Source organism: Alloactinosynnema sp. L-07 (assembly GCF_900070365.1).
Lineage (GTDB): Bacteria > Actinomycetota > Actinomycetes > Mycobacteriales > Pseudonocardiaceae > Actinokineospora.
On sequence record NZ_LN850107.1, the window covers coordinates 2403049 to 2416472 of the forward strand.

The 13424-nt window shown below is 67.7% G+C and carries 20 protein-coding genes; 9 read left to right on the plus strand and 11 right to left on the minus strand.

Annotated features, from left to right (window positions below):
• Positions 1-181: 181 nt before the first annotated feature.
• From BN1701_RS10745 to BN1701_RS10755, 3 genes are read left to right on the plus strand one after another with little or no spacing between them, the layout of a single operon-like run.
• Positions 182-1213 (plus strand): TRM11 family methyltransferase, encoded by a 1032-nt coding sequence (locus BN1701_RS10745; protein ID WP_054047917.1) that lies wholly within the window; start codon positions 182-184, stop codon positions 1211-1213.
• A complete protein-coding gene (locus BN1701_RS10750; RefSeq protein WP_054047919.1) occupies positions 1210-1632 on the plus strand; it encodes a universal stress protein in 423 nt (140 codons plus the stop codon). Before BN1701_RS10745 ends, BN1701_RS10750 begins: the two co-directional genes overlap by 4 nt.
• Entirely contained in the window at positions 1629-2405 is a 777-nt protein-coding gene (locus BN1701_RS10755; protein WP_054047921.1) for an alpha/beta fold hydrolase, read from the plus strand. The genes BN1701_RS10750 and BN1701_RS10755 overlap by 4 nt, the downstream gene beginning before the upstream one ends.
• Here BN1701_RS10755 and BN1701_RS10760 read toward each other — a convergent pair.
• From BN1701_RS10760 to BN1701_RS10770, 4 genes are read right to left on the minus strand one after another with little or no spacing between them, the layout of a single operon-like run.
• Complete coding sequence (locus BN1701_RS10760) at positions 2379-4547, minus strand: cation-translocating P-type ATPase (RefSeq protein ID WP_082860316.1); 2169 nt, start codon at positions 4545-4547, stop codon at positions 2379-2381. The genes BN1701_RS10755 and BN1701_RS10760 overlap by 27 nt on opposite strands.
• Before the next feature lie 47 nt (positions 4548-4594).
• Positions 4595-4744: a hypothetical protein gene (locus BN1701_RS35455; RefSeq protein WP_157367913.1), complete on the minus strand. Its 150-nt coding sequence runs from the start codon at positions 4742-4744 to the stop codon at positions 4595-4597.
• Between the two features lie 8 nt (positions 4745-4752).
• Positions 4753-5034, minus strand: a complete 282-nt coding sequence (locus tag BN1701_RS10765) for a metal-sensitive transcriptional regulator (protein WP_054047925.1) — start codon at positions 5032-5034, stop codon at positions 4753-4755.
• A gap of 49 nt (positions 5035-5083) precedes the next feature.
• Positions 5084-5365, minus strand: a complete 282-nt coding sequence (locus BN1701_RS10770) for a metal-sensitive transcriptional regulator (RefSeq protein WP_054047927.1) — start codon at positions 5363-5365, stop codon at positions 5084-5086.
• 75 nt (positions 5366-5440) lie between these two features.
• Between BN1701_RS10770 and BN1701_RS10775 the strand changes: the two genes are divergently transcribed.
• The 5 genes from BN1701_RS10775 (at position 5441) to BN1701_RS10795 (ending at position 8328) form a co-directional block, all read left to right on the plus strand.
• Entirely contained in the window at positions 5441-6196 is a 756-nt protein-coding gene (locus tag BN1701_RS10775) for a ZIP family metal transporter (protein ID WP_369800518.1), read from the plus strand.
• A gap of 187 nt (positions 6197-6383) precedes the next feature.
• Positions 6384-6809, plus strand: coding sequence for an SRPBCC domain-containing protein (locus tag BN1701_RS10780; protein ID WP_054047929.1), 426 nt, complete (start codon positions 6384-6386; stop codon positions 6807-6809).
• A gap of 1 nt (position 6810) precedes the next feature.
• Positions 6811-7080, plus strand: coding sequence for a helix-turn-helix transcriptional regulator (locus tag BN1701_RS10785; RefSeq protein WP_054047932.1), 270 nt, complete (start codon positions 6811-6813; stop codon positions 7078-7080).
• A 103-nt stretch (positions 7081-7183) separates the two neighbouring features.
• Entirely contained in the window at positions 7184-7780 is a 597-nt protein-coding gene (locus BN1701_RS10790) for a hypothetical protein (RefSeq protein ID WP_054047934.1), read from the plus strand.
• Positions 7781-7971: 191 nt separating this feature from the next.
• A complete protein-coding gene (locus BN1701_RS10795) occupies positions 7972-8328 on the plus strand; it encodes a class I SAM-dependent methyltransferase (RefSeq protein WP_082859776.1) in 357 nt (118 codons plus the stop codon).
• Here the strand turns inward: BN1701_RS10795 and BN1701_RS10800 are convergent.
• The 7 genes from BN1701_RS10800 to BN1701_RS10830 all read right to left on the minus strand — a co-directional run bounded on the left by BN1701_RS10800 (position 8286) and on the right by BN1701_RS10830 (position 12586).
• Positions 8286-8843, minus strand: coding sequence for a carboxymuconolactone decarboxylase family protein (locus BN1701_RS10800; RefSeq protein ID WP_054047938.1), 558 nt, complete (start codon positions 8841-8843; stop codon positions 8286-8288). The two genes, BN1701_RS10795 and BN1701_RS10800, sit on opposite strands and share 43 nt — an antisense overlap.
• On the minus strand, positions 8840-9265 hold the full coding sequence (locus BN1701_RS10805; RefSeq protein WP_054047940.1) for a DUF6187 family protein: 426 nt from the start codon (positions 9263-9265) through the stop codon (positions 8840-8842). Before BN1701_RS10805 ends, BN1701_RS10800 begins: the two co-directional genes overlap by 4 nt.
• Positions 9258-10553 carry an FAD/NAD(P)-binding protein gene (locus tag BN1701_RS10810; protein WP_054047942.1) on the minus strand — a complete coding sequence of 432 codons (1296 nt, stop codon included), beginning with the start codon at positions 10551-10553 and terminating at the stop codon, positions 9258-9260. The genes BN1701_RS10805 and BN1701_RS10810 overlap by 8 nt, the downstream gene beginning before the upstream one ends.
• A gap of 77 nt (positions 10554-10630) precedes the next feature.
• Positions 10631-11179 (minus strand): DUF6423 family protein, encoded by a 549-nt coding sequence (locus tag BN1701_RS10815; RefSeq protein WP_231949562.1) that lies wholly within the window; start codon positions 11177-11179, stop codon positions 10631-10633.
• Between the two features lie 158 nt (positions 11180-11337).
• The gene (locus BN1701_RS10820; RefSeq protein WP_157367914.1) at positions 11338-11637 is read right to left on the minus strand and encodes a DUF6235 family protein; all 300 of its coding nucleotides are present in this window, start codon (positions 11635-11637) and stop codon (positions 11338-11340) included.
• The gene (locus BN1701_RS10825) at positions 11612-11953 is read right to left on the minus strand and encodes a hypothetical protein (RefSeq protein ID WP_157367915.1); all 342 of its coding nucleotides are present in this window, start codon (positions 11951-11953) and stop codon (positions 11612-11614) included. The genes BN1701_RS10820 and BN1701_RS10825 overlap by 26 nt, the downstream gene beginning before the upstream one ends.
• Before the next feature lie 369 nt (positions 11954-12322).
• Positions 12323-12586 carry a hypothetical protein gene (locus tag BN1701_RS10830; RefSeq protein ID WP_054047948.1) on the minus strand — a complete coding sequence of 88 codons (264 nt, stop codon included), beginning with the start codon at positions 12584-12586 and terminating at the stop codon, positions 12323-12325.
• Between the two features lie 103 nt (positions 12587-12689).
• Between BN1701_RS10830 and BN1701_RS10835 the strand changes: the two genes are divergently transcribed.
• Positions 12690-13307: an alpha-ketoglutarate-dependent dioxygenase AlkB gene (locus tag BN1701_RS10835; protein ID WP_054047950.1), complete on the plus strand. Its 618-nt coding sequence runs from the start codon at positions 12690-12692 to the stop codon at positions 13305-13307.
• The last annotated feature ends 117 nt before the right edge of the window (positions 13308-13424 follow it).

Below are 13424 nucleotides of genomic sequence, written 5' to 3' on the forward strand. Positions count from 1 at the left end.
AGGCGACGGACGTGAACGTTCATCCACTCGTCATGGCTGTCGGTGTCTCGGCCGGGCAACCGGTGCAGGGTCATGGCGGGCTCCAACATCGAAGGTGACGTACCCCGCAACGGTCTCCCCGCCGCGAACGGGAGACATCGGTCGGCTGACGGAGACGCGAAGCCCTAGGATCGGGCCCACCATGGCCGACTACGCACTGCTGATCCTGCCCTCGACGAACCGCGTCTACGCCGAAGCGTCCGTCGAACTGACCCTGGCCGAGCTCCAGGTCTTCAACCAGTCCGTCTTGGACAGTCGCCTGGGCGACCTCGCCCGCACCGAACTCGGCGGCGTCCCCTACGTCACCTTCACCGCGGACACCCTCAGCGACACCGACATCGCCTACCTCGCGAACCTGTCGACGCTGTACGCCCTGTTCCGCGTCGACGGCAAACTCCTCGAACCCCTCCACGCACACCGGCTCGACGCCTTCGACGACGACCTGATCACCATCCAGAAATACCAGGGCAAGACCAACGAGCTGTTCACCAAACTCCTGCTCAACGTCACCCTCATGTCCTCAGCACGGGCCCACGACATGCTCGACCACCGCCTCCGCGTGCTCGACCCCATGTGCGGCCGAGGCACCACCCTCAACCAGGTCATCATGTACGGCTGGGACGCAGCGGGCATCGACATCGACCAGAAGGACTTCGAGGCCTACGCGACCTTCATCCAGACCTGGCTCAAACGCAAACGCGTCAAACACCAGGCCGAGATCACCCGCGTCCGCCGCGACAAACACCTCCTCGGCCGCAAACTCCAGGTATCCATCGGCCTCAGCAAGGAAAGCTACAAAGCAGGCGACGCACTCGCCCTCACCTACATCAACGCCGACACCGTCAAAACCCGCGAGTTCCACCGCGCCGACAGCATCGACCTCATCGTCACCGACGCCCCCTACGGCGTCCAGCACGGCAGCCGCGCAGGCCAGGCCCTGCAGCGCAGCCCACTGGACCTGCTCCGCGAAGCCGCCCCGATCTGGGCCCAGGTACTACGCCCCGGAGGCAGCCTCGGCATCGCGTGGAACACGAACGTCGCCTCCCGCGCCGACGCGCTCGAGGTACTGGCCGACGCAGGGCTCGACCCGATCGACCACGGCCCGTACCGATCACTGGCCCACCGCGTCGACCAGGCCATCCTCCGCGACATCGTGATCGCCCGCAGGCCATGACCACGCTGACGGTCGGCGTCGACCACCGCGACCTCAGCGTCGCGGTCCTCGCCGTCGCCGCCGACCTAGGCACCCGCCTCGACGCCGACCTGCACATCCTGCACGCCGTCGACCTGCGCGACTACCCAGTCGACCCCGACGCCGACGACTGGGAGTCGCACGCCGACACCGCGCTCACCGCCCTACGCGACACGGTCCGCGACGCCCTGACCGGGTTCCCGGGACGGTGGGCGTTCGACGTCAAGATCGGCGAACCGGCCCCGGTCCTGCGCACCGCCGCGGAAGAACTCGACGCTACCATGATCATCGTCGGCCACCACCGGCACTGGAACCCTGGCCGAGTCACCCGTGGCTCAGTCGGAACCGCACTTGCCCGCACAACCCACCGGCCCGTGCTGCTCGTCCCGGAGGCACCATGATCACCACCCTGCCGGACGGCACCGCGATCCACTACACCGACAGCGGCGGCACCAATCCGGCGATCATCCTGCTCCACGGCGGCCTCGTCACCGGCGAACTCATGTGGTCAGCCCACCTCCCGACGCTGTCCAGCCACTATCGCGTGATCGTCCCCGACACCCGAGGCCACGGACTCAGCGACAACCCCGCAGGCCACTTCGCCTACGACCTGTTCGCCGACGACTGTGCCGCCCTCATCACCGAACTCGGGCTGAACCGCCCCGCCGTCGTCGGCTACAGCGACGGCGCGCAGATCGCCCTCGAACTCGGACTCCGCAAACCAGAACTGGTGTCCGCACTCGTCCTCGGCGGTGTCGTCGTCGAACAAAGCGAGCAGTACCGCGACGCCCTCGCCGCGATCGGGTTCAGCACACCGGGCGAAGTCGACATCGACCTGTTCGAGCGCACGATCCCCGGCTTCCTCGACGTGATCAAGAAACTCCACGGCGCCGACTACGTGCCCACGTTCATGGCCAACACCTCACGCCTGTGGCTGACCCTGCCGACCTACACCGACCAACAACTCGCGGGCATCCCCGTGCCAACGCTGATCATCACCGGCGACCGTGATGAGGACGTCCTCACCCAAGCACCCCGCCTGTGCCGAACCATCCCCAACGCCGAACTCGCCGTGATCCCCGGCGCCGATCACGCCGCCGTCGAACGACCCTTGTTCGCCGACATCACCATCGACTTCCTCACCCGCTCAGGCAAGCCCACGGAAACTCCGTAGCCGCAAGCTGTTCGTCACCACGAACACCGAGCTGCACGCCATCGCCGCACCCGCCAGCATCGGGTTCATCAGACCAGCCGCCGCCAACGGCACCGCCGCCACGTTGTACGCGAACGCCCAGAACAGATTGCCCTTGATCGTGCGCAGCGTCCGCCGCGACAACCGGATCGCGTCGGCCGCCGCCCGCAGGTCACCGCGCACCAACGTCAGATCGCTCGCCTCGATCGCGACATCGGTGCCCGTCCCCATGGCCAGCCCCAAGTCAGCTGTCGCCAACGCGGCAGCGTCGTTGACACCGTCGCCCACCATCGCCACGACCTTGCCCTCACCCTGCAGCCTGGCCACCACTTCGACCTTCTGCTCAGGCAGGACCTCCGCGATGACCTCGGTGATGCCGACCTCGGCCGCCACCGTCCGCGCCACCGCTTCGTTGTCGCCCGTCAACAACACCGGCGTCAACCCCAACGACCGCAGCCACATGACCGCCTCCGCCGACGTCGGCTTCACGGTGTCGGCGACAGCGAGCACCGCGCGTGCCCGCCCATCCCAACCGACCGTGACCGCCGTATGACCACGCCGCTCCGCATCAGCCTTGGCGAAGAACAGATCACTCGGCAGGTGCGGATTTCCCTGGTCCAGCAAGGAAGTCCGACCGACCACCACCACCCGTCCGTCCACTGTACCCCGAACCCCGAGGCCCTCGACGGCAGCGAAATCGGTTACGGGCGACAGTTCACCGACAGCGGAACGAGCACCCCGCACGATCGCCTGCGCGATCGGATGCTCCGACCCGTCCTCGACCGCCCCAGCGAGCCGCAGGACCTCCGCCTCATCCTCGCCATCGGCGACCCGAACCTCCACAAGAGACATCTGGCCCGTGGTCACCGTGCCGGTCTTGTCCAGCACGATGGTGTCGACCAGACGAGTGGACTCCAACACCTCCGGGCCCTTGATCATGATCCCGAGCTGCGCACCACGCCCGGTGCCGACCAGCAGCGCCGTCGGCGTCGCCAGCCCCAACGCACACGGACACGCGATGATCAGCACCGCCACCGCCGCGGTGAAGGCCGCCGAAGTCGCCGCGCCCGCACCCAACCAGAACGCCAGCGTCCCGACCGCCAACGCGATCACCACCGGGACGAACACCGCCGAGACCCGGTCAGCCAACCGCTGCACCTCGGCCTTGCCGGTCTGAGCCTGCTCGACCATCCGAGCCATCCGCGCGAGCTGCGTGTGCTCGCCCACCCGCGTCGCGGTGACGATCAATCTGCCGCCGACGTTGACCGTGCCCCCGACGACGTTGTCTCCCGCGGCCACCTCGACCGGCACGGACTCACCGGTCACCATGCTCACGTCGACCGCGGAAGACCCCTCATCGACCACACCGTCCGTCGCGACCTTCTCACCGGGCCGAACCACGAAGCGCTCACCGACGGCCAGTTGCCCGATCGGTATCCGAACCTCACCCGCGTCCCGAAGGACCGCGACATCCTTGGCGCCGAGGTCGACCAGTGCCCGCAACGCCGCACCCGCGCGCCGCTTGGCTCGCGACTCGAAGTACCGGCCTGCCAGGATGAAAGCCGTAACTCCTGCGGCGACCTCAAGGTAGATCGCGCCGGATCCATCCGTTCGAGCGACGGTGAACTCGAATGGATGAGTCATGCCTGGCGTGCCTGCCGAGCCGAGGAACAACGCGTAGAGCGACCACACGAACGCCGCCAACGTGCCCATCGACACCAGGGTGTCCATGGTCGCGGCCCCGTGCCGCAGGTTCAGCCACGCCGCCCGGTGAAACGGCCAAGCACCCCACGTCACGACCGGGGTGGCCAGCGCCAATGACACCCACTGCCAGTAGGTGAACTGCAACGGCGGGATCATCGCCATCGCCACAACGGGGACCGCCAGGAGGACCGACCCGATCAGCCGCTCACGCAGCCCGTCGTGCTCACGGGAGTCGTCAGCCGCCTCGGGCAGCGCGGCGGTGTAGCCCGCTGCCTCGATCTGGGCGATGAGCGTCGCCGGGTCGACACCATCGCCGTAGACGACGTTGGCCTTCTCCGTGGCGTAGTTGACCGTGGCCGTCACGCCGTCGAGCTTGTTGAGCTTGCGTTCAACCCGGTTCGCGCAGGAAGCGCACGTCATGCCGCCGATCGTGAGCTCCAGCTCGGCGGTACGCGTCAGGTTCGTGGTCACTCGCCCTCCGTGTGCCCGGAGTCGACCTGGTGGGTGTCACTCGCGGGGGCTTCGAACGGTCCGACGGCCGCGCCGAGCCCGTACGCCCCAGCCGCGACAAGCGCGAGGATGACCCCGTACGCCCCGATCTTGCGTGCCGTACTCACTTGACTCCCTACGACCGGACGAGCCGCGCGATCGCGGCACTCGCCTCTCGGACCTTGTCATCGGCCGCGCCGCCACCATCGGCGATCGCCTCGGCGACGCAGTGCCTCAAGTGCTGATCGATCAGCCCGAGCGAGACCGCCTGCAGCGCCTTCGTGGCCGCCGAGACCTGGGTCAGGATGTCGATGCAGTACTTGTCCTCCTCGACCATGCGCTGCAGACCACGGACCTGCCCTTCGATCCGGCGCAGTCGCTTGAGGTAGTCGTCTTTGTCGTCGCTGTAGCCGTGCATCCGGTGCCCTCCTTGTCGGACACCTCAACCATACCCTACGGGGGTACCCCTAAGACCGAACGAGCCTCGCGATGGCGTCGGAGGCCTCCCGCACCTTCTTGGACGCTTCCGGCTCACCCGCGGCGGCGGCCGCTACGACACACGTGGCGAGGTGCTCGTCGAGCAATTCCAGGGAGAAGGCCTGCAGCGCCTTCGTGGCCGCCGAGACCTGGGTCAGGATGTCGATGCAGTACTTGTCCTCTTCCACCATGCGCTGCAGACCGCGGACCTGCCCTTCGATCCGGCGCAGTCGCTTGAGGTACGCCTCCCGGTTGCTGTTGTCCACGGCCACAGCCCGCTCCCCTCGCGATGAACGATCAGCCTACTGGCCAGGACCTCTGGCCACGATCACCCGCAGGTGCGAAGCGTGCGCGGAGAGGCGAAGCTGACCCGCATGTGGGAAGCGATGTGGTGGGGTTTGGTCGGCGGGATGGCATTGGTGATCGGCGCCCTGCTAGGGCTCGTCGGAACCCCGCGGCCGCGACTGATCGGGCTGGTGATGGCCTTCGGATCTGGGGTACTGATCAGCGCGTTGGCCTTCGAACTGGCCGCCGAGTCCTTCCAGGCGGGAGGGGCGCTCGCCCTCACCGCGGGTCTGGCCGCTGGTTCGATCACCTTCTTTCTCGGCGACCTCGCCATCGATCACCACGGCGGGGAACATCGGAAACGGTCCGATGGGCGACAGTCGTCCGGCACTGCCATGGCGATCGTGCTCGGCTCATTGCTGGACGGCGTCCCTGAGTCGGCCGCCATTGGAGTCTCCCTGATCGGCGGCGGATCGGTCGGCGTCGCGGTGGTCGTCGCGGTGTTCCTGTCGAACATTCCTGAGTCGATGTCCGCCGCGTCCGGCCTGCGGAAAGCGGGACACTCGACCCGCTGGATCCTGAGTCTGTGGACGGGCGTGGCACTCGCGTCGGCGCTGTCCGCCGGACTCGGCTACGCGTTCCTCGGCACGTCATCGCCTGCCACCATCGCGGTCATCCAGGCCTTCGCGGCGGGCGCGATCCTGACCATGCTCGCCGACACAATGATGCCGGAAGCCTTCGAGAACGGCGGAAACACCACCGGGCTGGTCGCGACCGCGGGCTTCACCGCCGCGTTCCTCATCAGCCACACCACGTGACCAGCCGCGCAGACCCCCCGTCTAGGCGTTTTTGTCTTTGAGTAGCGAGGTGACCGGCTCGCGCTTGGCCAACCATCTGTTATCTTGATAGTGGAAGGTTGATATTTGGATTCCAATCGCGGTCAGAGCCTCTGTCGGTAACTCTGGTGTTACGGTTCAGGGCATCAGTCCACGTCAAGGAGCAGACATGAAGTCCTACGAGTCGAGCGCGACGATCAACGCCACTCCCGCACAGGTGTGGGCCGTCCTGACCGACGGCGCCAACTGGCCGAATTGGGACTCGGGTGTCACCAAGGTCGAAGGGGGGATCGAACCCGGCGCGAAGATCCGCGTCACCAGTGCCGCGAGCCCCGACCGCACGTTCCCGGTGAAGGTCACCGCCATGACGCCCCACTCGGGGATGACGTTCTCCGGGGGCATGCCGCTGGGCCTGTTCCGCGGCGTACGCACCTACACGCTGTCGTCCACATCGGACTCCGTCACCGAGTTCCGCATGCGTGAGGAGTACACCGGGCTGATGCTGCCGCTGATCTGGAAATCCATGCCCGACCTGCAGCCGTCGTTCGACCAGTTCGCCTCGGGCCTGAAGAAGCGGGTCGAGGGCGGCGCCTAACGTGGCGGACGCGCAGCTGGACGCCCTGGGCGACGCGAATCGCAGACAGATCCTGCGGCTGCTCGCCGACGGCGGACGCTCCGTCCAGGAGATCTCTGACGCGCTGCCGATAAGCAGGCCCGCGGTGTCGCGCCACTTGAAACTGTTGCGCGGCGCGGGGCTGGTGGTCGAAGAGCGCCAAGGCACCCGGCGGATCCACCGGTTGCACGACCGAGGCGTCGACGCGGTGCGGAACTATCTGAGCGAACTCTGGGGCGAGGGACGGTCCTAGGACCAAAGATCTAGTCCACTTGAGACCAGAGACCGAGGCGGTGGCCCCTCTCGCTCCCGTAACGTTCTCCACGTCACCCCAAACCGACCGGAGGACAGAGGCAATGAAGAGGGCACGTGCGCTGCACCACCTGCGCACCACTGCGGAGACCTGCGCGGACATGGCCACCAGGCCACGATCAATCTTTCCGCTGCGCGTCGACGAACTGTGGGCGGCGGGTGAGATCCTCACCCAAGCCGCCGAGATCGACACGGTGACCGTTGCCTTAGTGGTCGACCTGCCACCGGGCGATGCCGCGTGGCTGACCGAGCCACACGGCTCTCAGCACTGGGCCTACGCCGCGCGCCTGCAGACGGCGCCGGTCACGCTCCACTGGCGATCCGCGAGCGCGCCGGTCTGGAACCACGCCTTGGACCGTCCCGTCCTGATCTGGACGGTCGCGGACGGAATCAACGAAGACGCCCTGCGGGCGATCGCCGACAACGACATCGACGACGTTCGGTTACCTGCCCCCTCCCCCGGCCTCAGAGCGGAGCGCCTCGCGGACGAGTTGGCTGTGAGCCTGCGCGCCTTACGCGCGTGCACCGCCACCTACACCGAGCGCCGGTGGAAACCGGGCAAGCTCGAGCCGACCGCCGACGCGCTCTGGCATGCGAGTGAGGGATATCTCGACCTCCTTGGCGCAACGGAATCGGCCTAGGCCATTACGCCGGCTGTCAATCCACCGAGAAGGGGTACATAGCGACGTCCTTCACCACGAAAGGCCCAACGATGCTGCTGATCGACCCGCACCCGATCTACACCACCCTCGCCCGCGAGTACGGCATCGATCCGGCCGATGACCAGCCGACACAACCAGAAGGAGCGCAACAGGACACGTAGCCACCGACCGTGGCGCCCGCAGCGGACGATGTTGTGGCCGACCTCGGGTTCGGCGGCGGGCTGGGACTCGGCCTGCTGATCGAGCGCGCGGGCCTCGCCCACGGGATCGACTACTCCCCCTCGATGGTCGAACGCGCGGCCCGCCGGTTCCACTCGGGCAAACTGCGCCTGCACACCGGCTCGATGACCGCGCTTCCACTGGCGGACGCCGAGTTGGACGGGCTGATCACGCTCAACACGATCTACTTCATCGAGGACGTGGCACTCGCCTTCACCGAGACAGGTCAACCGAGATCAACCGCTCGCCGACCGAGACACTGCGGCTATGCGCTCGCCTGCTGGATCATCTCCGACAGACCGGCGTAGCCGATGTCGTGGAGACGCTGCCCTGACTTCGCGAAGTAGGCCGCGTCCGCGGTGATGCCCAGGCCCTCGACCATGCGGTTCATGAAGTTGAACAACGCGCAGACCAGGACCGCGTCGTGCAAAGCCCGCTCGTCCCAGCCTGCGGCGTACACGGCGTCCGCGTCCGACTGGGTGACGCTCGACGGACTGCGGGTCAGCTTGCCGACGTAGTGCAGGACCGGCTTCATCCGGGGATCGACGGGCGCGGTGTCCAGGTCGGCCACCGCGGCGGTGAGCAGACCGGGTTCGACGCCATACGCCTCGGCGGTCACGGTGTGCACGCCGTGGCAGTAGCCGCAGGCGTTGACACCGGAGACGTAGGCGGCGATCAGCTCGCGCTCCCCCAGACTGAAAGGGGACGACGGGGCACGCATGACGGTCTCGTGATAGTCGATCAAGGGGCGGGCGGTCTCCGGGTAGCGCTGGAAGACGTCGAGCAGGACGGCGTTCTCCGGCAGGGACGGCAGGTGGGTCACGGTTCTCCTCCGGACAGGGCGGCGACGGGGTCGATGTCGGCACGGCGCAGCCAGCAGACGGTCAGGTAGACCAGCCGGGCCGGGCCGACGGTGGTGAGTTCGGCGGCGATCGCGGTGTGTGCGCGGTCCCAGGTCTGGCGGACCGCGGCGGACACGACCGGATTCGGGTCGGCCGCGGCGAGGTCGGGCCGGATCGTGCGCCAGTGGTGGGCACCCGCGGTGATCAAGTCGGGCATGGTCAGGTGGGCGCCGCCGTGTCGCACGTGGTCGACAAGCATGGCGACCTGGCCTGGATCGTCGGCGAGGGTGACCACGGCCAGGCACGCCAGCAGGCGTTCCGGGTCCAGGCCGAGCAGCATCACGCCCGTTTCGGTCGAGGCTGGGGCGTCGATGGCGGGCAGGGTGAATCTGGTGTCAGACAAAGGCGCCTGCCTCCGCGAGGAGTCTGGTCGGGGCCAAGATCCCGGAGCGGGCGGCGATGGTGGCCGCGACGCGGGCCGTGGCGACGCGGTGCCCGTCGATATTGCGGGCGGCCGGGCCGAGCACCATGCACGCGGCGGCACCGACGGCGAAGACGCGTGGGTCCGCGCGGTAGGCGAGCGTGCGCTCATCAAGATCGGGCCAGCCGTCGCGGCTTGCGACGATCTCGGCCGGAAGCAGACCGGTGCCGATGGAAGGGGTGGTTCCTAGAGCGAAGACGACGTGGTCACCGATGACCGTGTCGCCGTTGGCCAGCCGCACCGCGCCGGTCCACGCCTCCGCGACCGGATGGCCTCGGTGCACAGTCAGCCTGCCGTCAACCTCAGCGGCGCGCAGAAATGGTTGGAACTCGAACATCACCGATGCGCGGCGGTGCCTGTCCATGAGGGTGAGTCGGTCGGCCCACGAGCCCGCGTCGAACTTCGCGCGGCCCTCCGGGCGGAAGAACGACGCGTTGACGTCGGCGCACTGGTATCGCTCTTCGGTCTCACGGACCACCCAGTGCACGTGGCGGCCCGACGTCAGCGCGTTGGCGATGATGTGTGCCGAACTGAGGCCCGCGCCGACCACCACGATCGACCTCGCTGCCGCCGGTACTGGTTCGTCCCAGTAGCCACCACGCCAGCCGTCCGGTGCTTGCCGTCGTTCCTCGCCTTGGCACAGCACGACGAAGCGCGCGTCGATCATGCCCCGATCGGTGGCCACCACCACGCCGTCCCGATCGGGTCGGATGCCTGTGACTGTCGCCTGCCAGGTCTGTTCGGTCACGCCGTGCACGCCGGCGACATGGCGGCAGTACGCGTCGAACACGTCCACCGGCACGACCGAGCGGTGTCCCGACTGAGCCATCCGGATCTCACCGCGTTCGTCCCGGGTCAGCAGGGACCAGTGCATCCGGGCAAAGTCGAGCAGTTCGCAGTCGCGGTAGCCCTCGACGCCAGGGTGATGCTCGTACGGCGACCTCAACACCCGCTGGCCCAGCCGGTCGATCCGGTCGAAGAACCGGTGACACGGCCGCCCGTCGCGATCGACCAGGACAACGTCCCGCACCCCGAGGTGCCACAGCGCGGACGCGACGGCCAGGCCCGCCGGGCCCGCACCGACGATCAGGGCGTTGGCCCTGGCAGGCAGCGGCACGCCGGTCGGCGGGGACGGCACGACGAGGGGGCGGGGCCAGTCCCGTCCGCGCGGGGAGTCGAGCAACCGCGGTTCGGGCATGAACTTGATCATGTGGCCTCAAGGGGGTAGGACGCGCCGACGAAGCCGGGCGAGCCGGCTTCGTCGGTAAGGCGTCAAGCGTCGCGGACTCAGCCGATGACGGTGACCGGGATGATCATCTCGATGACCGGCCGGGTGGGCATCCCGTCGGCGACCATCTGCTCCACCGCGGCCGCGATCTGCTCCGGGGTGTCAGTCGGCGCGGCGCTGTAGCGCGCGTGGGCGTAGGTGGGCTTGCGCGTCGAACACTCGAGTTCGAACACCTTCAGCACGGCTTCGCCGGGGCGGACCTCGCCGTCGTGGTAGGTCAGCCTGCGCAGATCCGGGGTCAGGAACGTACGGGCGAACTGCCGGGACATGATCATGGCGTCCCCGCCGTCGACGAAGTACGTGTCCTCGTCGGTGGTGACCTGCATGGCCGTCCACGTCTGATCGGTCAGGTTGGTCTCCGACTTGATCACCTGCCAGCGCCCGGGCTCGGGCAGGTGCAGGCTCATCGACACGTCGTGGTCGATCGCGTCGACCGCGCCGGAGATCATCAGCACCCGGCGGCGCACGTCGGCCACGGCCGCCATCTGGATGTCACGAGCGCGCACCCGACCGGACACATCCAGTCCGGGAATGTCCAATTCCGACACCGTGTCTCCTTGATCAATCGGCAGTCAATTCCGACTTGTCTGGACGCGCGAGAACCCGACTCCAGGCTTGCACATGATCGATACAAGCTCAACAACGCGAATTCCGATTGGGCCAATCGGACCCAGACAAGGCGATCACCTGGCGGCTTGACGCCGATTCAGGAGATTTCAACCTCTTGCTCGGCGGGCTCTTCCGGCGCGCCGATGTACAGCACACCGAACACGTCCGGTTCGCGGAAGCAGATCTTGACGATCAGGTTCTCCCGCACCACGACGAAGAACTCGCCGGACCGGGAGACGTCGTCGAGCACCTTGTACGAACGGAACACCGTGCCGTCGGCGACCGAGAACAGCGCCCGATACAGCGCGTTCTTCTCCGCCTGTCCCGCGTTCGCGGCCCATTTCTCGAGGCGGGAAAGCCCCAGATTGAGCTTAAGCCGCATTCGTTCCCGACTCATCGGCTCCAGCCTCCAGCATGGCGATCACATCGTTGATGTCGCGCGCGTCGCCTGCGGCCTCGACACGCGCCATGGCGATCTTGTAGTCCCGGGTGCGGGACATCCGGGCGGTCATTTCCAGGCACTCCACGAAGTGGTGCACCGCGGCCCCGTCACCGGTGGCCTGCTTGTCGGCGAGCACCTCCCCGAGCCTGCGCAGCGCGTCGCGCCGACCCCGACTGGGCAGCCCATTCAACGCGATGGCGATCTTGTCGGCGAGCATCACATAATCGTCGCCGAATACCCCGGAACGCAGCGCGTTTGTCACTGAAGCCATATTCCGCTCCCTTCACCGCAATTGGGCGCATGGATCGCACCCCACTAGTCTGCGGGACCTCGGGATTGCGGTACCAGTGCCGGACACATTCACTGGCAGGGTTGCACCCATGATCGATCGCACACCGGCGCACCAGGTCGGCGTGACGGATTCATGAGCCGCCACGCCGACACCCTGGTGAAGTTTTCTGCCGCCGACCGGACCGGATGGGGGTTGTCCGGCCGGCGGCATGGTCGCCCGCGCACCGATGGCGTACGTCCGGCAGCGTGGGGGACACCGCCGGGAAACGTCCACCGGTCCTGATTCAGGAAGCGACACCCACCAAACGCTCACCACGCAGCGTTAGTTCCCACCGGCGAGTGTCCGTGCTCACCTCAGCGCCGCGAGCGCTCGACGCAGCGACGCTTCCGCCGCGGCGAGGTCGCCGTCCTGGATCTCGCCGACGGCCTGGCGGACCCTGGCGACAGGACCGGTGAGTTGGCACGTCTGTCCGCAAGCGGCAGTCCACGCCAAGCCCGCGCGAAGCTCATCGACCACCCCGGACCGGCCGACGTCGGCGACCACCTTCGCCACCGACGCCCGCAACCGGGCTCCCAAGTCGACGACTGGCGTGGAACTTACGGCCGCGAGCATCGTGCCCCCTCCCGATGGGTCGAGATGTCTGCCTGAAGTATCGCCTGTGGACAGCTCGCGCGCCTGTGAACACGTGTTCGATAGTTCGGGTAGGGTCGCGGGTATGGCATTGGCATTGCAGGGATCCTTGTGGGACGGACCGGACGCCGCCGGTCTCGCCCCGCTCTCCCGTGTACGCCGAGTCCATCTCACCGACGGCGCCTGGCTCGACGTCCTGCCCGGCTGGCTCCACGGCGCCGACGATCTGTTCCAGCGCCTGGTCGACACGGTGCCATGGCGGGCGGAGCGGCGGGCGATGTACGACACGGTGGTCGACGTCCCTCGTCTCCTCTGTTTCTACGACGAAGACACCCGATTACCCGACCCCCGCCTCACCGAGGCCCTCGACGCGCTGAACGCCCACTACGAACCGGAGCACTTCGCCACCGCGGGCCTGTGCTTCTACCGTGACGGCCGAGACAGCGTCGCCTGGCATGGCGACACCATCGGCCGGGGCGCGCACGAGGACACGATGGTGGCGATCGTGTCGGTGGGCTCGCCCAGAGCGCTGCTGCTGCGACCGAGATCGGGCGGCGCGGCAGTGCGACACGCGTTGGGGCACGGGGATCTGCTGGTCATGGGCGGGTCATGCCAGCGGACCTGGGAACACGCGGTGCCGAAGACCGCCCGACCGGTCGGGCCCAGAATCAGCATCCAGTTCCGTCCCCGCGGCGTGCGCTGAGAATCGCCAGGTCAACACCGCGCCGAGGTCGTGCCCGCCAGTACAGGCCGCAGGGGCAGGCATGGATCGTCGGGAACCGAGCAACACGTTCGGGCCAGCCAACGCTGGGCAGGCCAG

Excerpts from the sequence above, each read along its gene's own strand:
- BN1701_RS10790 (WP_054047934.1), top strand. The coding sequence starts at position 7,184 with ATGAAGAGGGCACGTGCGCTGCACCACCTGCGCACCACTGCGGAGACC.
- BN1701_RS10750 (WP_054047919.1), top strand. The coding sequence starts at position 1,210 with ATGACCACGCTGACGGTCGGCGTCGACCACCGCGACCTCAGCGTCGCG.
- BN1701_RS10825 (WP_157367915.1), bottom strand. The coding sequence starts at position 11,953 with ATGGCTTCAGTGACAAACGCGCTGCGTTCCGGGGTATTCGGCGACGAT.
- BN1701_RS10820 (WP_157367914.1), bottom strand. The coding sequence starts at position 11,637 with ATGAGTCGGGAACGAATGCGGCTTAAGCTCAATCTGGGGCTTTCCCGC.
- BN1701_RS10810 (WP_054047942.1), bottom strand. The coding sequence starts at position 10,553 with ATGATCAAGTTCATGCCCGAACCGCGGTTGCTCGACTCCCCGCGCGGA.
- BN1701_RS10830 (WP_054047948.1), bottom strand. The coding sequence starts at position 12,586 with ATGCTCGCGGCCGTAAGTTCCACGCCAGTCGTCGACTTGGGAGCCCGG.
- BN1701_RS10765 (WP_054047925.1), bottom strand. The coding sequence starts at position 5,034 with ATGCACGGCTACAGCGACGACAAAGACGACTACCTCAAGCGACTGCGC.
- BN1701_RS10780 (WP_054047929.1), top strand. The coding sequence starts at position 6,384 with ATGAAGTCCTACGAGTCGAGCGCGACGATCAACGCCACTCCCGCACAG.
- BN1701_RS10755 (WP_054047921.1), top strand. The coding sequence starts at position 1,629 with ATGATCACCACCCTGCCGGACGGCACCGCGATCCACTACACCGACAGC.
- BN1701_RS10835 (WP_054047950.1), top strand. The coding sequence starts at position 12,690 with ATGGCATTGGCATTGCAGGGATCCTTGTGGGACGGACCGGACGCCGCC.
- BN1701_RS10745 (WP_054047917.1), top strand. The coding sequence starts at position 182 with ATGGCCGACTACGCACTGCTGATCCTGCCCTCGACGAACCGCGTCTAC.
- BN1701_RS10760 (WP_082860316.1), bottom strand. The coding sequence starts at position 4,547 with ATGACGTGCGCTTCCTGCGCGAACCGGGTTGAACGCAAGCTCAACAAG.